The sequence below is a fragment of the Planococcus sp. TJ-307 genome, from assembly GCF_058268435.1.
In genome coordinates this window covers 1256071-1277369 of sequence record NZ_JBZDOJ010000001.1, presented here as the reverse complement: position 1 = coordinate 1277369, position 21299 = coordinate 1256071, and the positions used below count along the sequence as shown (strand labels likewise).

Below are 21299 nucleotides of genomic sequence, written 5' to 3'. Positions count from 1 at the left end.
GCTGGAAGCTAGTGTGCGAGTTTTGTGCGAGTAGCCGAAAAAAGACAAAAAGAAAAGGCTCAAAACGCTGTGTTACCAACGTTTTGAGCCTGTTTTCTGTATTAATGGGTTTTACATTTATCGTATAGCCCTTTTTCTCTAATTACTTTGATCAAAGTTTCTCCGATAACAGATGGAGTGTCTGCAACTTCGATGCCCGCTTCGTTCATTGCTTTGATTTTATCAGCAGCTGTTCCTTTACCGCCAGAAATGATCGCACCGGCATGGCCCATACGTTTTCCTTCAGGTGCAGTTTGTCCGCCGATAAATCCTACTACAGGTTTTGTCATGTTCGCTTTAACCCACTCAGCAGCTTCTTCTTCCGCTGTTCCGCCGATTTCACCGATCATAACTACTGCGTAAGTATCTTCATCTTCGTTGAATTCTTTCAAGACGTCGATAAAGTTTGTGCCGTTTACCGGGTCTCCGCCGATGCCGACAGCTGTCGACTGGCCAATTCCTTCTTCAGACAATTGGTGAGTCGCTTCATACGTCAATGTACCAGAACGTGAAACAACGCCAACATGTCCTTTTTTGTGAATGTATCCAGGCATGATGCCAATTTTACATTCGTCCGGAGTAATAACGCCCGGGCAGTTTGGTCCAACAAGACGCGTGTTCTTGCCTTCCATGTAACGCTTCACTTTGACCATATCCAATACAGGAATGTGTTCAGTGATGCAAATTGCCATGTCAAGCTCAGCATCAACAGCTTCAAGAATTGCATCAGCTGCGAAAGGTGCCGGTACATAAATTACAGATACGTTTGCTCCTGTAGCTTTTACTGCGTCTTCCACAGTATTGAAGACAGGTACGCCTTCAGCTTCAGTTCCGCCTTTACCTGGTGTTACACCCGCAACGATTTTCGTTCCGTATTCAAGCATTTGCTTTGTATGGAAAAGGGCAGTTGACCCTGTAATTCCCTGTACAAGCACTTTTGTGTCTTTGTTAATGTATACACTCATTTTTGTCCCTGCCCTTCTTTAGCCTACAAGTTCTACGATCTGTTTAGCGCCGTCTGCCATTGTTCCAGCAGCCACAATATTAAGACCTGATTCATTCAGCAGTTTTTTACCGATTTCTACATTGGTTCCTTCAAGACGGACGACAAGCGGTACATCCAGGCTTACTTCTTTAGCAGCTTGAATAACGCCTTCCGCAATGATGTCACACTTCATGATACCGCCGAAAATGTTAACGAAGATTCCTTTTACATTCTTATCAGAAAGAATGATTTTGAAAGCTTCCGTTACTTTCTCAGCGGTAGCACCGCCCCCAACGTCAAGGAAGTTAGCGGGTGTTCCGCCGTAGTAGTTGATCGTATCCATCGTTGCCATAGCAAGTCCGGCGCCGTTAACCATACAGCCGATGTTCCCATCCAAAGAAATATAGCTCAAGTCATACTTGGAAGCTTCAATTTCTTTTGCATCCTCTTCGTCGAAATCACGAAGTTCCACAATGTCTTTGTGGCGGTAAAGAGCGTTTTCGTCGAAATCGAATTTTGCATCAAGCGCTAAGATATTGCCGTCGCCAGTTTCAACCAACGGATTGATTTCAACAATTGAAGCATCTTTTTCGATGAATACAGTGTAAAGGCCAAGCATGAATTTCGCCGCTTTGTTAACAAGCTTAGGCGGAATGTTCATGTTGAAAGCCATGCGGCGTGCCTGGAAACCAGTCAAACCGACCACTGGATCGATCACTTCTTTGAAGATTTTTTCAGGAGTGTTCTCAGAAACTTCCTCGATATCAACTCCGCCTTCTTCAGAACCCATAAGAGTGACACGTGAAGTTTGGCGATCAAGCACCAATCCAACATAGTATTCCTTCTTAATGTCAGATCCTTCTTCGATCAACAGGCGTTTGATTTCTTTGCCTTCTGGCCCTGTCTGGTGAGTCACAAGAACTTTACCTAAAAGTTCCTTCGCGTATGTACGGACTTCATCCAGGTTTTTAGCGATTTTAACACCGCCGGCTTTGCCTCGTCCACCTGCGTGGATTTGCGCTTTTACCACAACAATATCCGTACTCAGTTCTTTAGCTGCTTTCACTGCTTCTTCCGGAGAAAAAGCAACAGTGCCGTAAGAAACTGCTACGCCGTATTGTCTGAGGAGTTCTTTTCCTTGATATTCATGGATATTCATCTGTCATCCTCCAATCAAACATCTCTATCGTAATTTTATTGCCTTTACCATTGTATTAAAGTTGCCATAGAATGTCCACCGTTGTTGGTTATTCTGCCAAAACTTCCACCTGTTAAAACAGTGAATTTTGTGTCAAAAGAGATTTCACCGGTTCAAATGTTGTCCGGTGGATTTTGCATGGTCCATGTTTTTCCAACGCTGTAACATGTTCTTTCGTTCCATAGCCGGCATGCCTGTCAAACCCGTATTGTGGATATTCAAGAGCATATTCTGCCATAAGCGCATCTCTACCGGTCTTGGCCAGTATCGAAGCTGCCGCTATGCTCAAACTCTTGGCATCACCTTTGATGATAGATTCACAATGCATCGGTACATCCAGCATCATGGCATCGGCCAGCACAATTGCCGGCTCAGGGGATAACGTCAAAGCTGCTTCAGTCATTGAGTTTCTTGTGGCCTGATAAATATTGATCCGATCAATCTCTTCAGGCGGCTGGACATGAACTGCATAGCTGACAGCAATCCGCCTAATGATTTCAGCAAGCTGATCGCGCTTAACTTTGCTTAGTTGCTTCGAATCGTCCAAACCGACCAGGCTCGAGCAATCTTCCGGCAAGATTACAGCGGCTGTAACAACCGGGCCTGCTAGAGGACCTCTACCTGCCTCATCAATGCCTGCCACCAAATCGTTTTCCCGATTTCTGAATGACGCATCAAACTGCAGTTTTAAGCCATGCTTTTCCAATAACTTATCGCGTTGCTGTCGTTTCCGCTGCCAGGACGCTAGTAACGCTTGAACACTTTTTCGCGAATCATTTTGAAGTTCTTCCATCCAAGGCTGCCATTCGGCCGCTTCGTCTAATCGAGCTTTTATTTCAGTCGTTTTTTGCAATTCGTCAACTTCTTTCTTTATCCATTTTTAATGGAATGGTTTACAAGCCTTCATTCTATAAACAAGAGTTTCCAATTAAAGAAATCATCTTTTATTGACACAAAGCAGGCAAATAGCAATTAATTCGCTTTCCATCTTATCAAAAAAAGCTGTTCCCCAAAATCGAGGAACAGCTTTTTTTCAGACAAAGTGAACCTTATGCCTGTTCTTCTTCCACAATCATTTCATCTCTGTAATCGAACGTCACTTTACCAAGGTATTGGTTACGGATATCCCGAACTACTATTTCAGCAGTTGTTTCATAGTCGACATCTCCATGCTGATCGTAACAGCCACGCTTTTTGCCGATATGATCAAACGTATTGACAATTTCTTCGTCGACAAGGTCGATGCCGTAGCGTTCCATCATGCGGTCCGGATAGCGTTCAGCAAGAAACTCGAGAGAATAAATAGCCAGTTCCTGCATTTGAATCACCGAATCCTTAATCGCTCCTGTGACCGCCAGTTTCAAGCCTGTCTCAGGGTCTTCAAACTTCGGCCATAAAATACCCGGTGTATCCAATAATTCAATTTCTTTGCCGACTTTGATCCATTGCTGCGCTTTTGTAACACCTGGCATGTTACCGGTCTTGGCCAAGCTTTTTTTCGACAGCCGATTGATGAGCGTCGACTTGCCTACGTTCGGAATGCCGACAATCATGGCACGGATGGCACGGGGTTTGATGCCCTTGGCAATCATCCGATCCCATTTTTCTTCCAATATTTCTTTTGATGCTTTCGTTACCAGCTGCAGTCCTCTGCCTTCAAGCGAATTGATGGCTACTGCACGGGTACCTTGATCCTCAAAATAACGAATCCATTTTTTCGTTTCAACTTCATCTGCCATGTCCATTTTATTTAAAATAATGAGACGCGGTTTTTGCTGAATCACTTGATCGATCATCGGATTTCGTGAAGATAAAGGTAACCTGGCGTCAACAAGTTCAAAAATAATATCCACTAATTTCAGTTTTTCTGTAACTTGTCTCCGTGCTTTTGCCATATGTCCAGGAAACCATTGTATCGTCATAAAAACACTCCTTATTTTACAATTCCCGCTTCAGGCAATGGCCAAAAAACGAGACTTGTGTCCCCGATCACTTCGTCGGTCGGGACCAATCCGATATGGCGGCTGTCTTTGCTTTGACGGCGGTTATCGCCCATAACAAACACAGAGCCTTCCGGTATAATACTTTCGCCACCAGGCACATCCTCCAGAACAAAATCTTCTGTCAGCGTACCGGTAATTCCTTGCTTGTAAATATCCAGATAAGGTTCTTCCACTGCTTCTCCATTTATATATAACTGGTCGTCTTCATAAGCTACATGATCACCCGGCAATCCAATTATGCGTTTGATGTAATCTTTTTCTTCCGGCGCATGGAATACAATAATGTCAAAACGATCCGGTTCTCCAACTGCGTACCCAATCTTGTTCACAATCATGCGGTCTCCGTGTTCCAAAGTCGGCATCATTGATTCTCCATCTACAACAATCGGCGTAAATAAAAAGAAACGAATAATTGCTGCCAAACCGAAGGCGATCAACAGAGCTTTGGACCATTCCCACACTTCGTTCTTCTTCTTTACTTCAGTCTCCATGCGTGTTCCTCCCCATGCTTACTGGCTTAATTGTACAAGGAATCAAACTTTTTAGCAAAAAGAAAGAGGGCGCAAGCGCCCTCTTTCATTAATGCGATCTTATCGAATTTCTTTGATACGAGCTGCTTTACCGCGTAGGTCACGCAAGTAGTACAATTTCGCACGACGTACTTTACCACGACGGGTAACTTCAAGCTGTGCAATTTTTGGCGTGTGTACAGGGAATGTACGTTCAACACCAACACCGTAAGAGATTTTGCGAACAGTGAATGATTCACTGATTCCGCCTCCGCGACGGCTAATTACGACTCCTTCGTATACCTGAACACGTTCGCGTGTACCCTCGACAACTTTAACGTGGACGCGGACAGTATCCCCAGGACGGAACGTTGGAAGATCCGTACGAAGCTGTTCTTTAGTGATTTCTGTAATAATGTTTTGCATTATTTTTCTCTCCTTCTACAGAAGTTCTTGCACACAAATAGACTGTTGCAGCGGAACATCGTGATCCTGTACTTCACATAAAAGTACAGTGTCCATAATATCATTAATCTACCGTCTGTGCAAGAGCAACTTGCATTCTATTTTTGTTCTTTTAGTTTAGCGATCATTTTTTTCTGTTTGTTGCTCAAGTCCATTTTATCGAGCAGGTCCGGCCGCCGTTCCAGCGTCCGTTTTAAGGTTTGCTCTTCGCGCCACTCATCGACTTTTCCATGATTGCCTGAAGTTAAAACGTCTGGAACTTTCCAGCCTCTGAAATCAGCAGGGCGCGTGTATTGAGGGTGTTCCAGGAATCCTGTAGAGAATGAGTCGCGAACCGGTGAATCTGCATTGCCAAGCACCCCTGGAAGCAGTCTGACGACACTGTCAATAACGGTCATGGCTGCCAACTCTCCGCCAGTCAATACAAAGTCACCGATAGAAATTTCGTCAGTCACTAAATGTTCCCGGATTCGCTCGTCGTAGCCTTCATAATGGCCGCAGATAAAGACCAATTCCTGCTCGCCCGCCAGCTCCTCCGCTTTTTCCTGCGTAAAGCGCTCACCTTGCGGACACATTAAAATAACACGTGGCTGGCTTTTTTGAGTCAAGCTTTCTACGGCATTGAAAATCGGCTCTGGTTTGAGCACCATGCCAGCACCTCCGCCAAATGGATAATCATCTACTTGCCGCTTGTTGTCCGCAAACTCCCGAATATCCACGACGTTTAGACTGACAGCCCCTTTTTCTTGGGCCTTTTTCATAATCGAGTGCTGAAAGACGCCTTCAAACATCGGCGGAAACAACGATAAGACATTAATGTTCATCAAGACAACAAACCTTCCATCACTTCGATGACTACTTTCTTTTCATCAATGTTGATTTCTTTGACGATGTCTTCAATATAGGGAATGTAATGCTTCTTCCCAGTTTTGGGCGTCACTTCCCAAACATCGTTGGCGCCAGTCTCCAAAATTTCGCTGATGGTTCCGAGTTCCTGTCCTTCGGTTGAAACAACGGCGCACCCGAGAATTTCATGGTGGTAAAACGCGTTGTCTTCCAGCTCAGTCAAATCGTGTTCCGCAATTTTCAAGTAAGATTCTTTGAATGCTTCTACATCATTGATGTTCGGGTAGCCTTCGAACGTCAGCAACTCGAAGTTTTTGTGCTGGCGATGGCTGGCGATTTTCACCATGATCGGTTTTTTGGCATCCGGCGTAAAGAGGCCAAGCTTTGCACCTACTGCAAAACGCTCTTCTGGAAAGTCTGTGCGTGATAAAACACGCACTTCCCCGCGGATTCCATGAGTATTAACAATTTTCCCTACATTAAACCATTGCACGAAAAAACATCCTTTCATTCCTATTTTTCTGAAAAAAAAAGAAGGAACCTAGGCTCCTCCTTCTTTCTTAGTCGACAATATCAAGGTATGTTTTTTTCTTATGATAACCGCCTGCTGCTGAGTACACAATTGAACGGACAGCTTTCGCTACACGCCCCTGTTTCCCGATCACTTTCCCCGTATCCTCTGGATGCACGGAAAGCTTGTAGACAATTCGGCTTGCGTTTTCGTCAGTTTCGACACGAACTTCTTCCGGATAATCAACTAACGGTTTCACAATGGTCTCAATCAGCTGCTTCATAAGAAAATCTCCCTTACTTGTTTAGTTTTTCGTTATGGAATTTCTCCATAATGCCTTTTTGAGAAAACAAGTTGCGTACAGTATCAGATGGTTTTGCACCATCATGAAGCCATTTCAACACTAGTTCTTCGTCGATTTTAACTTCAGCTGGAACTGTCAGCGGGTTGTAAGTACCTACTGTCTGGATTTGACGGCCGTCACGTGGAGCACGTGAGTCAGCTACTACAATACGGTAAAAAGGAGATTTTTTAGCTCCCATACGTTTCAAGCGAATTTTTACTGCCATTTCTTAAAGCACCTCCGAATAGTTTCACACAAGATATTATATTAGCAAGCTTTAAATAGTTTGTAAAGTATTTTTTCTTAACACCTTAAAATTTTACTTGAAAAGTGAGTCTAGGCCTGGCATTCCCATTTTCTTTTTGCCTTTTTTCGTGTTCATGCCCGACATTTGCTTCATCATTTTCTTCATGTCTTCAAACTGTTTTAGGAGTCGATTGACATCTTGAATCGTCGTTCCTGAACCTTTTGCAATTCGTTTTTTGCGGTTTGCATTGATGATTTCAGGGGTTGTTTTTTCCTTTTTGGTCATGGAATAGATAATGGCTTCTACACGATCCATTTGCCCTTCATCCACTTTTGCGTTTTCGAGCCCTTTGATTTTATTAGCTCCGGGGAGCATTTTTAAAATTTCATCCAATGGACCCATCTGTTTGACTTGCGACATTTGTTCAAGAAAGTCATCAAAGGTAAAGGATGAAGTTCTGAACTTTTCTTCCAGCTCTTTCGCTTTTTCTTCATCGACGCTTGACTGTGCTTTTTCAATCAGCGACAGCATATCGCCCATTCCGAGAATTCGTGACGCCATGCGTTCCGGATGGAAAGCTTCAAGCGCATCCATTTTCTCGCCCATCCCGACAAATTTAATCGGTTTTTGAGTAACGGTACGGATTGACAACGCTGCCCCGCCTCGCGTATCGCCATCAAGCTTTGTCAAAACAACGCCAGTGATGCCAATAGCCGAATCAAAGTTCTGAGCCACATTGACTGCATCCTGACCGGTCATCGAATCAACGACCAGGAAGATCTCATCCGGCTCTTTAAGCGCACGGATATCCTTTAATTCCTGCATCAATGCCTCGTCGACGTGCAGACGGCCCGCCGTATCAATGATCACGGTATCCAAATGCTCGGCTTTTGCATGTTCAATCGCCTGCCGCGCAATTTCCACCGGAGACATATCTGTCCCTTTAGAAAAAACTGGAAGCGACAATTGCTTGCCGATGGTTTCCAGCTGCTGGATGGCTGCCGGACGGTAGACGTCGGCCGCTACCAATAATGGCTTACGGTTGTGCTTTCTGCGCAATAAATTGGCAAGTTTCCCCGAAGTGGTCGTTTTACCGGCACCTTGAAGTCCTACCATCATAATGACAGTCGGCTGTTTTGTTGAAAATTCGATTTTTCGTTCTTCGCCGCCCATTAGTTCAGTCAGCTCATCTTTAACAATTTTGACGACCTGTTGTCCCGGCGTCAGGCTGTCCATGACATCCTGGCCAATTGCCCGTTCGCTGACTTTTTTGACGAATTCTTTGACGACTTTTAAGTTAACATCCGCTTCGATTAAGGCAAAGCGAACTTCACGCATCATTTCTTTAACGTCTGCTTCGTTGACTTTACCTTTGCCCTTGATCTTGGTCATGGTGCCTTGCAGGCGTTCGGATAATCCTTCAAATGCCATTCTTTCCGCCTCCTAGTCCCATTCCTTCAGCTCGCCCAAAAATTGCTGGACGCGGTCTTCTGTGAATGGCTGTTTTTCAAATGACGAGACCAATTGCTGCCGTTTTTGGAATTTCTCAAACAGCTGCAATTTGCGCTCATATTCTTCCAACATTGCTTCCGTTCGGCGGATATTATCATAAACCGCCTGGCGGGTGATGTCGTATTCTTCTGCAATTTCGCCCAGTGAATGGTCATCTAAATAATACAGCATCATATAGCTTCGCTGTTTAGGTGTCAACAGCTCCTGATAGAAATCAAACAAGTAATTCATACGCGTTGTTTTTTCCAATCCCATCATTGATGCTCACCCCGCTCATTCTACTGCTTAGAATACTGAATATCGATAAGGCTGTCAAGTAGTTTTACTTGTCTGCTTCAGCATCTTCTAGCTGTTGTTCTTTGTCTAAACCTTCAGCGAACAAGCCATAAACGTATTTTTGCGCATCGAACGGCTGCAGGTCATCCAACTTTTCACCAAGTCCAACATATTTCACTGGAATCTTCAGCTTGTTGCGGATAGCCAACACAATTCCGCCTTTTGCTGTGCCATCCAATTTTGTCAGGACGATGCCTGTAACATCTGTCACTTCTTTAAATGTTTGAGCTTGAATCATGGCATTTTGCCCGGTCGTTGCATCAAGAGCCAACAACACCTCATGAGGCGCCCCTGGAATTTCACGCGAAATGACACGATGCACTTTTTGCAGTTCGTTCATCAAATTGACTTTGTTTTGCAAACGTCCTGCCGTGTCGCAAATCAATACATCTACGCCACGGGATTTGGCTGACCGGACTGCGTCGTACATAACGGCTGCGGGATCCGAGCCTTCGCTTTGCTTGATGACATCTACGCCTACGCGCTGGCCCCAAACATCCAATTGTTCGATTGCCCCGGCACGGAATGTATCGCCGGCAGCCAGCATAACGGTTTTGCCTTCGTTTTTAAAACGGTGGGCCAACTTCCCGATGGTCGTCGTTTTGCCGACGCCGTTGACGCCGACTACTAAAATAACCGTTAACCCGTCGACGAAATTGATTTCATTTGTTTCGGCTTCCCCAGCCTGATAAATATCTACCAGTTTTTCCGAAATAACGGATTGGACGTTGGACGTGTCCCGTACATTTTTGCGCTGTACTTCATAGCGCAGTTCATCCATCAGTTCAATGACCGTCTCAAATCCTACATCTGCCTGCAATAAGATTTCTTCTAATTCCTCGAAAAAATCTTCATCGACTTTGCGGTATTTGGCTACCAAATCATTGATTTTCGAAGTAAAGCCAGTACGGGTTTTGGTTAATCCTTCTTTGTATTTCTCAGTTGACTCTTCAGCCTCGGTGTTGCCGGCAAATTTATCTTTTAGTTTTTTAAAGAAACTCACGCAAACACTCCTCTTTTTAAATTTTTTCTTCGAGCTTAACTGAAACCAATTTTGAAATCCCCGATTCTTGCATGGTGATGCCATACAGAACGTCCGCGCCTTCCATTGTTCCTTTGCGGTGGGTAATGACGATAAATTGCGTGTCCTCACTGAACTTCTTCAAGTATTGACTGTAACGTACGACATTCGATTCATCAAGCGCCGCTTCAACTTCATCAAGGACACAAAACGGTACAGGGCGCACATTTAAAATTGCGAACAATAAAGCGATGGCAGTCAATGCACGTTCTCCGCCCGACAGCAGGCTCAAGTTCTGCAGTTTTTTACCAGGAGGCTGGGCAATAATTTCCACACCCGTCCGCAGCATATCCTGCGGATCGGTTAATACCAAATCGGCCGATCCACCGCCAAATAGCTCTTTAAAGGCAAGCTGAAATTGCTTCCGAATTGCGTGGAAAGTATCATCGAAACGACTGGTCATCTCACCATCCATTTCCCGAATCAATGTTCTCAAAGTTTCTTTTGCTTCATTCAAATCATTGCGCTGTTCGGTTAAAAACGCATGGCGATCGGAAACATGATCAAACTCCTCAATGGCTCCGATGTGGACGGGACCTAATTCTTCAATGGATTGCTTCAGCAGCTTGACTGTCCTGCGGACAACCGTTTCCTCGTCCACCATATCAAACTGTTTGGCTTGATTGAGTGTCAGTTGGTAATTGGTTTCAAGCTGCGAGACCAAGCTTTGGAGCTGAACTTCCAAACGCGTCGATTTGACTTCGCAGATCCGAATTGCCTCGACGTACCCTTTATATATGCGCTGTTGTTCTTTTAAACCCTCTTCAAGTTCATTGAGATTGCTTTGCTGCTCAGCCCGCTGTATTTTTGTCAGATCTACTGTTTCTAGCATCTGTACCTTTTTCGCTGACCAAGACTCGATTTCTTGAAGAATTTCTTCGTCTGAATAGACTTTTGCGGCCTCTTCTGATTGAATCCACTGCAGTTCCTTTTGATACTCTTGCAATTTTCGGCTGCTTTTTTCCAAGCGTTCAAAAAGTTCGGCTTCGTTTGCAGTCAATTGCATGACGCGTTCTTTTGTCACAGCATAAAGCGACTTCTGGTCCGCCAACTTTGCCAATACTTGATCGCGTGCCGATTCATTTTGCTGTTTGAATAAAGTCAAGTCGTCAATTTTCACCGTGATAGCGTTCAGTTCGCCAACAATGCTTTCGAGTCGTGCCGAAGCTGTTTCTTTTCGCCCAGTGATGGCTGTTAAATCGTATGCCTTGTTCCGCTGTTCGGCTTCGAATAATTGGAAACGCTCTAACGTGGTTTTCAATACGGCTTCAATTTCCCGCAAAATAATGGCGCTTTCCGCTTCCATCTCCCGGTATTTTTCGCCCTCAGCCCGCAAAATCTGGATCGATTCTTCAGCTTTTTTAACTTCGGCTTGTTCTTTCTGAACTGTTTTTTCGGCATTCAAAATCGTGTCTTTCAGTTCACCTGCTTGCACAAGCAATTGTTCAAGTTCGGCTTTTCGAGAAAAGAAGGAGGCTTGTGTTTTATTCGCGCCGCCAGTCATTGATCCACCGGCATTGACAATATCGCCTTCAAGCGTCACCACACGGAACCGATTGCCGGTTGCCTTTGAAATTGCCGTTGCGCCTTTTAAATCTTCGGCAATAATGACATTGCCCAAAAGATTTTCGATAATCATCGCGTATTGCGGATCGTACTGGACCAGTTCAAACGCCATCTTGATGTAGGCAGGATGCTGGTTCACCGTTGCCAATGTCTGTTCTGGAATTTTCCGCGGCTTCATGACCGTCATAGGCAGGAATGTCGAGCGGCCCGCTCTTTTTTTGCGCAGGAAATCAATGGCTTCCCGGGCATGCTGCTCATTCTCCGTCACAATGTGCTGGCTTGAAGCTCCTAATGCCGTTTCAATCGCTTTGGCGTAATTTTTCTTCACTTGGGCAATTTCAGCGACTGCTCCTCTGATTCCTGATAAATGGCCTTTTTCACGTGCCACCAGCACTTCTCGAACGCCCTGGAAAAAGCCTGAAAAATCCGCTTCTAATTCCTGCAGCGTGTCAATTCGTGCACCCAGTTGTTTTTGCGATTGGTATGCTTGGAACAACATGGATTGTTTCTGGTCAAAAGTCTGCTTCTGAAGCTGATAGGAAGCATCACTGTCTTTGTATTGCTGGCGCTTGTTTTCCAACAAGGTGCGAATTTCTTGAACATTTTGCTTAGCCTGCGTTTTTTCTTTTTCCAGCTTCGACAATTCCGCTGTAAAGTCTGTCCGCTGCGATGCAATGCGGCCGGTCGATTCAGACAACTGCTGTGCCTGCAAGTCGATATTTTTAAGTTCGTTTTTCACGGTCGCCTGTTCGTTCATCAAGTCGATATAAACCGACTTGCCATTTTCAATTTCGTTGTCGATATCAGCTGGCGTCCTGTTGAGTTGCTCTTCCAGCCCTTTAATGGCTGTTCGGATCGCCTGTTGCTCAGCCTTGCGTTCCTCGAGCAAAGCCAGTTGTTCGCGATGCTTTTGCATTAGAAAATCGTTTTCCAGCTTTTCTGCACCAAGGGTGTCCTGCAGCTGTTGTGCCTGCCGGTGCGCATTGCTTTTTTTCTCGGACATCAACAATTTGCGTCCTTGCCATTTCTCGGTCTCCGCACTGGCTTCTACTAAAGCATTTTGTGCCTGGTCTATTTTATTGTCCAACTCAGCCAGCGTGCGGCGAATGCTGCCTACTGTCTGTTCTTTTTCATTAATCTCTCCAGACAACTGCCATTCTTTCTCAGAATGACCGGCAGCTTCGTGCTTTAGCTGGTCCAACTCCTGCTCCAGATTACCAGCATCATAAGCCAATAAGGCGATGTCGGCATCTTTTAGCTGTTCGTTCATGTCCAAATAATCCCGTGCAGTGGAAGCTTGAATTTGAAGCGGCTCCATCCGTCCATCCAATTCGTGAAGGATATCAAGTACGCGGTTCAAGTTTTCATCGGTTTCATTCAACTTGATTTCTGCTTTTTTCTTGCGTTGCTTGTATTTCAGGACCCCTGCAGCTTCTTCAAAAATCGACCGGCGTTCTTCGGCTTTCGAATTCAGAATTTCGTCTACACGTCCTTGAGAAATGATTGAAAATGCTTCTTTGCCCAGTCCTGAATCCATAAACAAGTCTGTGATGTCTTTTAATCGGCAATTTTGCTTGTTTAATAGATAGGCACTTTCGCCACTGCGAAAAACCCTTCTTGTTACGCTGACTTCGCTGTAATCAAGAGGGACTCGACCATCTGTATTGTCTAAAATCAAAGTGACTTCCGCAAAATTCAGCGGCTTCCGGGAATCACTGCCGGCAAAAATAACATCTTCCATTTTAGCGCCGCGCAGTGATTTGGCCGATTGTTCTCCGAGCACCCAACGGATGGCATCGGTGACGTTGCTTTTGCCGCTGCCATTCGGTCCGACAACCGCTGTTACTCCAGGTACAAAGTCAATGCCGATGCGATCGGCAAATGATTTGAAGCCCATAACTTCCAATCTTTTTAAAAACATTGTTACTCCTCCGCTGCTTCCTGCAATTTACGGATGGCCAGCTGAGCTGCCTGCTGTTCCGCTTCTTTTTTCGATCGCCCATTGCCAACACCCAGTTCCTGCTCCGCAAGCGATACTCGGGTCACAAATACACGGCTATGGGCCGGACCGATTTCATCAATGATTTCATAACTCAATGTTCCATTATTTTTCTGCTGAACCAACTCCTGCAATTGGCTCTTATAATCCATCACATGCGAAAAAGCACCGATTTCCACTTTTGGAAACAACACCATTTCCAAAAATGCGACAACAGGTTCCAGCCCCTGATCAAGGTATAGGGCGCCGATGTATGATTCGAAAACATCTGCCAAAAGTGCCGGCCGTGTTCGTCCACCCGTCAGCTCTTCCCCTTTGCCCAACAAGATGTATTTGCCGAAACCCAGTTCATTAGCAAATAAAACCAGTGACGGCTCGCAGACAATCGCTGCGCGCAGCTTCGTCAATTCGCCTTCGCTCATTTCTGGATATTTCATGTATAAGTAATGCGATACAGACAATTCCAATACCGCATCTCCCAAAAATTCCAAACGTTCGTTGTCGGTAAATTGTTTTCTTCGATGCTCATTCACATAAGATGAATGCGTGAAAGCTTGATACAGCAATGCAGGCTTGTTGAACGAAACATTTAGCTCTTTTTGCAGTTGTTCAAATGCCGCTTTGGCGTTTTCTTTTATGGTGCCCGGCTTTTGGTGATTTGATTTTTTATTCATTGCCATTTTTATCTGCCTTCCTTTGTGTACTACCATCAATTTTACCTTTTTTTCAGCTTTTGTGCAAAAAGAGAATTGACGCACAACTGCTTAGTATAACAGCAATTGTGCGTCAATGTGTGTATAAGTATTGGTGTTTCGCGGAAGGGTTTAAAAGACCGCTTCCGCTTTTCGTGGTGGCTAGCTTCAGCGATCAGACCCTCGGGGTCATAAGTCACGTCGACTATGCGGCAAAACACGCCGCTTCGTCAACGCGCCTTATGCCTGTCGGGTCTTGACGATCGCTTCCGCTTTTCGTGGTGGCCAGCTTCAGCGCCCAGCTCTTTGGGTCATAAGCCAACCCGGCTATGCGGCTGAAGAAATGCCACTTCGCCGGAGCGTCTTATGCCCGTCGAATCTACACGGCCGCTTCCGCTTTTCGGTACTTAAGCTTGTTTCTTTTCGATATATGTTACTGCGTCGCCTACTGTCGCCATGTTCTCAGCGTCTTCGTCAGAAATTTCCATATCGAATTCATCTTCAAGTTCCATAACCAATTCCACTACGTCCAATGAATCTGCACCTAGGTCACCGGTAAATGAAGCTTCAAGTTTCACTTCGTTTTCTTCTACACCTAGACGATCTACGATTACTTTAGTTACTCTCTCTAATACTGTTGACAATGTCGTCACCTCCCCTCAAATCAGTATACAAAAATCTTTGCTACATAACCATGCCGCCATCAAGATGAAGCGTCTGGCCTGTCATATAAGAAGCATCGTCAGAAGCCAGGAACAACGCCGCTTTTGCGACATCTTCCGGCGCACCAAAGCGGTTCAACGGAATTTGTCCGAGCATGGTTTTTTGGACTTCCTCGGTCAATTGGTCTGTCATGTCCGTTGTAATAAATCCGGGCGCTACTGCGTTTGCCGTAATGCCGCGGCTTGCCAGTTCACGGGCCGTGGTTTTGGTCAAGCCAATGACACCCGCTTTAGAAGCCACATAGTTTGCCTGCCCGGCATTGCCCATGACCCCGACGATTGACGCGATATTGACAATGCGTCCAGCGCGTTGCTTCATCATTTGGCGTGTAACTGCCTTCGTACAAATAAAGACACCTTTTAAGTTGATGTTGATCACGTCGTCCCACTCATCATCTTTCATGCGCATCATTAGATTGTCACGGGTGATGCCTGCGTTGTTTACTAAAATATCTACTGAACCAAACGCTTTCATCGTCTCATCGACCATCGCTTTGACAGATTCTGCATCCGCCACATTGGCTTTGACTGCAATTGCTTCTCCGCCGTTTGCCTGGATGTCTGCCACAACTGCTTCTGCTTTTTCCTGGCTGCCACTGTAATTAACGACTACCTTGGCGCCGTCTGCTGCAAATTTACGGGCGATTTCTGCACCAATTCCGCGCGATGCGCCCGTAATGATAGCTGTTTTCCCTGCAAGTTTGCTCATTTCGCCAACTCCTCTACCGCTTTTTCAAACGATTCTAAGTCATAGACCGGCAAAGTTTTAACTGAGCGGTCAATTTTTTTCACCAGACCGCTCAACACTTTTCCTGGCCCGATTTCAATAAATACTGTCACACCAAGATTGATCATTTCGCGAACGGACTGCTCCCATAAAACCGGTGAATACAGTTGGCGAACGAGAAGATCCTGAATTTGCGCGGCATTGGTTTCAGCTTTGGCTGTTACATTTGAAACCACTGGCACTTTAGCGTCGAGAAGGAAAGAGGTGCTCAACTCTTTTGCTAAATCCTGTGACGCCGAACGCATTAATTCAGAGTGGAAAGGGCCGCTGACATCCAGCGGAATTGCCCATTTCGCGCCGCGCTCTTTGGCAACCGCACATGCTTGTTCCACGCCTGCTTTTGTGCCGGAGATAACGATCTGCCCCGGACAGTTTAAATTGGCGAGTTGGACAACGCCGGTTGTATCCGTTACTTCATTCGTCACTTTTTCCAATTCTTCGCTTTCCATGCCAAGAATGGCTGCCATCGTGCCTTCTCCGGCGGGAAATGCCGTGTTCATGAACAATCCACGTTTATGTACGATATTGACCCCTGTCGGAAAATCCAACACATTGGAAGTAACCAATGCGCTGTACTCGCCTAAGCTGTGTCCGGCTGTGTAGTCTGGCCGGATGCCCGCACGAGTCAAGCGTTCCGTAATCATTGAACTGACTGTCAACAATGCCGGTTGGGCGTGATACGTCAGCGTCAAGTCTTCCTGTGGGCCTTCGAGCATCAGCTTGGACAATTCGAGACCAAGTGATTGGTCTGCGCTTTCGAAGAACTTGCGGCTTGTGTCGTCCGCTAAAAAGCTTTCGCCCATGCCGACTGTCTGCGACCCTTGGCCAGGATAAATAAAGGCAATCTTAGTCTTCATGTGAGGTCTCCTTTTTCAGCGTACTGTAAATTGTTCCGGTTACGTCGTATTCAACCATGGTACGTGTTTGGCGTATGGCATTAAACAAAGCCGTAGCATTTGATGAACCATGTGCTTTTATGACAGGGGCCTTTAATCCAAACAGTCCTGCACCGCCATACTCGCTGTAATCGAGCATGCCTTTGAGGCCTTTGATATCATCTTTGACCAGAAATGCCGCAACTTTTGTTTTGGCGGAAGTCATAAAGACGTCTTTGATCATGGCAAAAACATTCATCGCTGTGCCTTCAATTGTTTTTAGAACCATATTTCCGGTAAATCCGTCGGTTACGACTACATCCGCCACACCATTCAGCAAATCACGCGACTCTACATTGCCAATAAAATTGACCGGCGCTTCTTTTAACAAGGGAAAAGCAGCTTTCGTCAAGTCATTGCCTTTTTTCTCTTCGGTTCCAATGTTCAGCAATCCGACTGTCGGGTTTTGAATGCCGCGCACTTTTTCGGCATAAATGCTTCCCATGATGGCATATTGAACCAGATGTTCCGGACGTGCTTCCGCGTTTGCTCCCATATCCAGCATCACAAATCCTTTGCCGTCAATAGTCGGCAACGTTGGAGCCAGTGCCGGACGGTCCACACCATCAATGCGGCCCACGATGAACAAGCCGGCAGACATAAGCGCTCCCGTATTGCCCGCCGATACACAAGCATCCGCTTCTCCATCTTTTACAGCTTGCGCCATGCGGACCATGGATGCATCCTTTTTCCGTTTGACCGACCGTACGGGATCGTCTTCCGACTCAATGACTTCTTCACAATGGACGATTGATAAGCGTTCATGTTCCTTCAGAAATTCCTGCATTTTGTCTTGATGACCAAAAAGCTGAATTTCAATATCTGCAAATTCATCCAGTGCTTTATAAACGCCAGCAATGATTTCTTTTGGAGCGTTGTCTCCACCCATTGCATCTACTGCAATTTTCATGTTTCTTCACCTTCACTTTGCTCTGTCATGCGATACATTTCAAATGTGCCGATAAAAACCGTTTGTTGTTCAACAGATGATACCACTTTGACAAACGCCCTGTTTTTTTCGGGATGGCTTTCCATCACTTCTGCTTTTGCAACTACGCGCTGTCCAGCTGTGACCGGCCGCAGAAATTGCAGTTCCGATTTCACTGTCAATGCCAGTTCTTCATTCATTACTGCAACTGCCAAGGAATTGGCCTGTGCAAATAAATGATGACCCCTCGCGATCTTGTTTCGCTGAAATACGTGTTCCGGTTTTACATCGAATATCGAAATGGCTTTGTTGTCGAGTTCAATATCGATAATCTCACCGATCACTTCATCGATCGGCAAAGATTTCACTTCATCTTCAAACGTTTTCACGGCTACGTGTTTAATGCGTTCCCGCAGTTCCGGTATGGCAAGCTCCATCCGATCCAAACGAATGGTTTGCACACTGACATCAAATTCAACGGACAGTTCTTCATCCGTCACAAATGGATTTTCTTTTATAGAGTCTTTTAATGCCTGTTGCCGCTGTTTTTTTGGTCTTTTCACTGTGTCACCGCCCGCTATTAGCACTTGGTACTAATATGAGTATATAAATAACAAAAAAAGAATGCAAGGAAAATCATGCCCCCGCATTCTTAATCCAGTCTGCCGCCTGATAATATACCCGACTCTTCGATTTGCTGGCGCAGGCAACGCATGTCATCCGCATGCCAAAACTCGTCGCTGCTAATCAGCTTTTCCGCGTCTTTTCTGGCCGTCTCAAGCGCCCGATAATCGTGGACCAAGTCAGCCATTTTAAATTCTGGGATGCCGCTTTGCTTACGTCCAAAAAAGTCACCTGGCCCTCTCAGCTGCAGATCTTTTTCTGCCAGTACAAAGCCATCGTTGGTTTCGGTCATCGTCGCCATGCGCTCTTTGCCAATCTCTGTTTTCGGATCTGCCAGAAGGACGCAATACGATTGTTCACTGCCGCGGCCGACGCGTCCCCGCAATTGGTGCAGCTGAGACAAGCCGAAACGCTCTGCATCATAGATAAGCATGAACGAAGCATTCGGTACATTGACTCCTACCTCTACTACAGTCGTCGATACCAACACGTCGACTTTACCTTCTGTAAACTCGCGCATTGTTTGCTCTTTTTCCTCTGAATGCAAACGGCCATGCATCAAGCCGACTGTAAAGCGATCTTTGAAATACATGGACAGCTGTTGAAACAAGTCCACTGCGTTTTGGTAATCAAGTTTATCCGACTCTTCAATCAGCGGGCAAATAACGTAGGCTTGGCGTCCGGCGGACAGTTCTTTTTCCATCCGGCCGACGATTTTGCCAAACATGTCTTTTTTCATCCAATAGGTTTCAATTTCTTTTCGGCCCACAGGCATTTCGTCAATGACCGATACGTCCATTTCCCCAAAAGCCGAAATCGCAAGCGTCCTTGGAATCGGCGTGGCCGTCATAAACAGCACATCCGGATTGTACCCTTTGTCTTTCAACACACGCCGCTGGTCCACCCCAAAGCGATGCTGTTCGTCTGTGATAACGAGCCCAAGTTTATGGAATTTCACTTCGGGCTGAATCAACGCATGCGTACCAATTAAAATATCAATTTCTCCAGCAGCAAGCTGCTGCAGGATCAATTGGCGTTTTTTGCCTTTAACTGAACCGGTTAACAGAGCGATATTCATGGAAAACGGACGGAACCACTGCTCCAGTGTATTGGCATGCTGCTCCGCCAAAATCTCGGTCGGCGCCATTAACGCACCCTGCAATCCAGCCGTATGGGCTGCATAAAGCGCAATTGCCGACACGACCGTTTTGCCGGAACCCACATCTCCTTGCAGCAGGCGATTCATGCGGAACGGTTCTTTCATGTCCTTGCAAATTTCATTGACCACCCGCTTTTGCGCAGCCGTCAAATCAAAAGGCAGGCTCTCAATAAATTCTTTTAAGCGCTCCAAGTCATAATCAATAAACGAGCCGCCTTCTTCTTCGCGGTTCTTTTTGCGCAGCGCCTGCATCTTCAATTGAAAAACCAATAATTCTTCGTAGACAAATCGCCGGCGTGCCTGCTTGACGGCCTCACCGTCTGGAGGGAAGTGAACCCATTCCAAGGCATCCTGAATCGGGGCCAATTGGTATGCACCAACCAGACTTTTTGGCAGACAGTCTTCCATCTCATCTTTTGCCAAATCAAGCGCCTGCCTCATCAGCTTGCGAAACGTTTTTTGATGGATGCTGCCTTTCAGGCTGTAGATAGGCTCAAAGTCGGCTCCATCTGTCCGTGGACCAATCGAATGGTTTGATACCGTGATGACCTGCCGCCCGCGGTCCCATTTTCCTGTTAAGGTAATGATTTCGCCCAAATGCAATTTCGCCTTAACATAAGGCTGATTAAAGAAAATGGCTTTGACTAAATGGCGGCCCACCAGCACCTGCACTTGGGTCCGCGATTTTTTCTTGCCTAAAAAAAGGACGGAAGGCTCACTTTCGACCCTTCCCTCCACAGTAACACGCTCATTATGGGGCGTATCCGCCAGGTCCTTCAATTGAAAATCTTCATGGCGATACGGAAATGTCATGATCAGGTCCTGTATGGTTTCAATTTTCATTTCTTGAAGGGTTTCAGTCGCTTGCTTGCCTACCCCTTTTAACGTGGCGACTAGATCTTTACTGCCCACTGCCAACAACTGCTCCACCGAAAATTTTTGACTCCAGCCATTTCCCGGTAGGAGTTGCGGCAAGTCCGCCTTTTGCGGTTTCTCTTAGCGCACTCGGCATGGATTGGCCAATTTCAAACATCGCACCGATGACTTCGTCGCATGGAATGCGGCTCGTGACACCAGCTAATGCCATATCTGCAGCCACTACGGCATTGGCCGCTCCCATCGCATTGCGCTTTACGCAAGGCACTTCCACTAATCCCGCCACTGGATCGCAGACCAAGCCAAGCATATTTTTCATCGTGATTGCGAAAGCTTCCGAACTTTGTTGTGGGGTTCCACCAGCCATTTCAATAATAGCCGCTGACGCCATTCCAGCTGCCGATCCAACCTCGGCCTGGCAACCGCCTGCTGCGCCTGAAATCGAGGCGTTATTGGCTACAACAAATCCAAAAGCGCCTGCCGTAAATAAATAACGAATCATTTGCTCCCGTGTCGGATTCAGTTTATTTTTCACCGCGAACAATGTGCCCGGTACGACCCCTGCAGATCCTGCGGTCGGCGTCGCACAAATGGTACCCATTGCTGCGTTAACTTCGTTGGTCGCTACTGCTTTGCTGACTGCGTCAAGCAATAAATCGCCTGACAAGGTATTGCCTTTTTCACGGTAAGCTTGCAACAGCACAGCATCACCGCCAGTTAGGCCCGATACGGAATGAACGCCTTTCAACCCTTTTTCTACGGCTTCTTCCATGACTGTCAAATTGCGGTCCATCTGAATCATAATATCTTCACGTGAACGGTCCGTCATAAGCATTTCCTGCTCGATCATAATTTCGGAAACTAATTTCTGCTCTTTCTCAGCCCGTTCAACTAATTCTCTTACGTTACGGAATAAAGGTTCCATTGTTATAGCCT

The 21299-nt window shown here is 46.0% G+C and carries 22 protein-coding genes; all 22 read right to left on the bottom strand.

Annotation, left to right across the window (positions count from 1 at the left end; all coding sequences use genetic code 11):
• Positions 1-101 precede the first annotated feature (101 nt).
• A complete protein-coding gene (sucD, locus tag AC4EHK_RS06190; RefSeq protein WP_490977897.1) occupies positions 102-1004 on the bottom strand; it encodes a succinate--CoA ligase subunit alpha in 903 nt (300 codons plus the stop codon).
• Positions 1005-1022: 18 nt separating this feature from the next.
• The gene (gene sucC / locus AC4EHK_RS06185; RefSeq protein ID WP_490977896.1) at positions 1023-2183 is read right to left on the bottom strand and encodes an ADP-forming succinate--CoA ligase subunit beta; all 1161 of its coding nucleotides are present in this window, start codon (positions 2181-2183) and stop codon (positions 1023-1025) included.
• Between the two features lie 112 nt (positions 2184-2295).
• Entirely contained in the window at positions 2296-3075 is a 780-nt protein-coding gene (gene rnhB / locus AC4EHK_RS06180) for a ribonuclease HII (protein ID WP_490977895.1), read from the bottom strand.
• Between the two features lie 196 nt (positions 3076-3271).
• Entirely contained in the window at positions 3272-4144 is an 873-nt protein-coding gene (gene ylqF / locus AC4EHK_RS06175; protein ID WP_490977894.1) for a ribosome biogenesis GTPase YlqF, read from the bottom strand.
• 11 nt (positions 4145-4155) lie between these two features.
• Complete coding sequence (gene lepB, locus AC4EHK_RS06170) at positions 4156-4716, bottom strand: signal peptidase I (protein WP_490977893.1); 561 nt, start codon at positions 4714-4716, stop codon at positions 4156-4158.
• A 99-nt stretch (positions 4717-4815) separates the two neighbouring features.
• On the bottom strand, positions 4816-5160 hold the full coding sequence (rplS, locus tag AC4EHK_RS06165; RefSeq protein WP_006828268.1) for a 50S ribosomal protein L19: 345 nt from the start codon (positions 5158-5160) through the stop codon (positions 4816-4818).
• Between the two features lie 137 nt (positions 5161-5297).
• Positions 5298-6023 carry a tRNA (guanosine(37)-N1)-methyltransferase TrmD gene (gene trmD / locus AC4EHK_RS06160; protein ID WP_490977936.1) on the bottom strand — a complete coding sequence of 242 codons (726 nt, stop codon included), beginning with the start codon at positions 6021-6023 and terminating at the stop codon, positions 5298-5300.
• Entirely contained in the window at positions 6023-6538 is a 516-nt protein-coding gene (rimM, locus tag AC4EHK_RS06155) for a ribosome maturation factor RimM (protein WP_490977892.1), read from the bottom strand. Before rimM ends, trmD begins: the two co-directional genes overlap by 1 nt.
• 67 nt (positions 6539-6605) lie before the next feature.
• Positions 6606-6839: a KH domain-containing protein gene (locus AC4EHK_RS06150; RefSeq protein WP_142826576.1), complete on the bottom strand. Its 234-nt coding sequence runs from the start codon at positions 6837-6839 to the stop codon at positions 6606-6608.
• 13 nt (positions 6840-6852) lie between these two features.
• Complete coding sequence (rpsP, locus tag AC4EHK_RS06145) at positions 6853-7125, bottom strand: 30S ribosomal protein S16 (protein ID WP_008430833.1); 273 nt, start codon at positions 7123-7125, stop codon at positions 6853-6855.
• Between the two features lie 93 nt (positions 7126-7218).
• Entirely contained in the window at positions 7219-8577 is a 1359-nt protein-coding gene (ffh, locus tag AC4EHK_RS06140) for a signal recognition particle protein (RefSeq protein ID WP_490977891.1), read from the bottom strand.
• 12 nt (positions 8578-8589) lie between these two features.
• Positions 8590-8913 carry a putative DNA-binding protein gene (locus AC4EHK_RS06135; protein ID WP_490977935.1) on the bottom strand — a complete coding sequence of 108 codons (324 nt, stop codon included), beginning with the start codon at positions 8911-8913 and terminating at the stop codon, positions 8590-8592.
• 67 nt (positions 8914-8980) lie between these two features.
• On the bottom strand, positions 8981-9997 hold the full coding sequence (ftsY, locus tag AC4EHK_RS06130; RefSeq protein ID WP_490977890.1) for a signal recognition particle-docking protein FtsY: 1017 nt from the start codon (positions 9995-9997) through the stop codon (positions 8981-8983).
• A 16-nt stretch (positions 9998-10013) separates the two neighbouring features.
• A complete protein-coding gene (smc, locus tag AC4EHK_RS06125; protein WP_490977889.1) occupies positions 10014-13562 on the bottom strand; it encodes a chromosome segregation protein SMC in 3549 nt (1182 codons plus the stop codon).
• A gap of 2 nt (positions 13563-13564) precedes the next feature.
• Positions 13565-14320: a ribonuclease III gene (gene rnc, locus AC4EHK_RS06120; RefSeq protein WP_490977888.1), complete on the bottom strand. Its 756-nt coding sequence runs from the start codon at positions 14318-14320 to the stop codon at positions 13565-13567.
• Between the two features lie 419 nt (positions 14321-14739).
• Positions 14740-14976: an acyl carrier protein gene (locus AC4EHK_RS06115; protein ID WP_490977887.1), complete on the bottom strand. Its 237-nt coding sequence runs from the start codon at positions 14974-14976 to the stop codon at positions 14740-14742.
• Between the two features lie 40 nt (positions 14977-15016).
• Positions 15017-15763, bottom strand: a complete 747-nt coding sequence (gene fabG, locus AC4EHK_RS06110; RefSeq protein ID WP_490977886.1) for a 3-oxoacyl-[acyl-carrier-protein] reductase — start codon at positions 15761-15763, stop codon at positions 15017-15019.
• A complete protein-coding gene (gene fabD, locus AC4EHK_RS06105; RefSeq protein ID WP_490977885.1) occupies positions 15760-16698 on the bottom strand; it encodes an ACP S-malonyltransferase in 939 nt (312 codons plus the stop codon). The genes fabG and fabD overlap by 4 nt, the downstream gene beginning before the upstream one ends.
• Entirely contained in the window at positions 16688-17686 is a 999-nt protein-coding gene (gene plsX, locus AC4EHK_RS06100) for a phosphate acyltransferase PlsX (protein WP_490977884.1), read from the bottom strand. The genes fabD and plsX overlap by 11 nt, the downstream gene beginning before the upstream one ends.
• Positions 17683-18267, bottom strand: coding sequence for a transcription factor FapR (gene fapR, locus AC4EHK_RS06095; RefSeq protein ID WP_490977883.1), 585 nt, complete (start codon positions 18265-18267; stop codon positions 17683-17685). Before fapR ends, plsX begins: the two co-directional genes overlap by 4 nt.
• Positions 18268-18356: 89 nt before the next feature.
• The gene (recG, locus tag AC4EHK_RS06090) at positions 18357-20399 is read right to left on the bottom strand and encodes an ATP-dependent DNA helicase RecG (protein WP_490977934.1); all 2043 of its coding nucleotides are present in this window, start codon (positions 20397-20399) and stop codon (positions 18357-18359) included.
• A complete protein-coding gene (gene sdaAA, locus AC4EHK_RS06085; protein ID WP_490977882.1) occupies positions 20389-21288 on the bottom strand; it encodes an L-serine ammonia-lyase, iron-sulfur-dependent, subunit alpha in 900 nt (299 codons plus the stop codon). Before sdaAA ends, recG begins: the two co-directional genes overlap by 11 nt.
• Positions 21289-21299 lie beyond the last annotated feature (11 nt).

Coding starts and splice junctions, on each gene's coding strand:
- plsX (WP_490977884.1), bottom strand. CDS start 17,686: ATGAAAATTGCAGTAGATGCAATGGGTGGAGACAACGCTCCAAAAGAA.
- sucC (WP_490977896.1), bottom strand. CDS start 2,183: ATGAATATCCATGAATATCAAGGAAAAGAACTCCTCAGACAATACGGC.
- smc (WP_490977889.1), bottom strand. CDS start 13,562: ATGTTTTTAAAAAGATTGGAAGTTATGGGCTTCAAATCATTTGCCGAT.
- AC4EHK_RS06150 (WP_142826576.1), bottom strand. CDS start 6,839: ATGAAGCAGCTGATTGAGACCATTGTGAAACCGTTAGTTGATTATCCG.
- trmD (WP_490977936.1), bottom strand. CDS start 6,023: ATGAACATTAATGTCTTATCGTTGTTTCCGCCGATGTTTGAAGGCGTC.
- AC4EHK_RS06135 (WP_490977935.1), bottom strand. CDS start 8,913: ATGGGATTGGAAAAAACAACGCGTATGAATTACTTGTTTGATTTCTAT.
- ylqF (WP_490977894.1), bottom strand. CDS start 4,144: ATGACGATACAATGGTTTCCTGGACATATGGCAAAAGCACGGAGACAA.
- fabG (WP_490977886.1), bottom strand. CDS start 15,763: ATGAGCAAACTTGCAGGGAAAACAGCTATCATTACGGGCGCATCGCGC.
- rnc (WP_490977888.1), bottom strand. CDS start 14,320: ATGGCAATGAATAAAAAATCAAATCACCAAAAGCCGGGCACCATAAAA.
- sucD (WP_490977897.1), bottom strand. CDS start 1,004: ATGAGTGTATACATTAACAAAGACACAAAAGTGCTTGTACAGGGAATT.
- rplS (WP_006828268.1), bottom strand. CDS start 5,160: ATGCAAAACATTATTACAGAAATCACTAAAGAACAGCTTCGTACGGAT.
- fabD (WP_490977885.1), bottom strand. CDS start 16,698: ATGAAGACTAAGATTGCCTTTATTTATCCTGGCCAAGGGTCGCAGACA.
- ffh (WP_490977891.1), bottom strand. CDS start 8,577: ATGGCATTTGAAGGATTATCCGAACGCCTGCAAGGCACCATGACCAAG.
- lepB (WP_490977893.1), bottom strand. CDS start 4,716: ATGGAGACTGAAGTAAAGAAGAAGAACGAAGTGTGGGAATGGTCCAAA.
- sdaAA (WP_490977882.1), bottom strand. CDS start 21,288: ATGGAACCTTTATTCCGTAACGTAAGAGAATTAGTTGAACGGGCTGAG.
- rpsP (WP_008430833.1), bottom strand. CDS start 7,125: ATGGCAGTAAAAATTCGCTTGAAACGTATGGGAGCTAAAAAATCTCCT.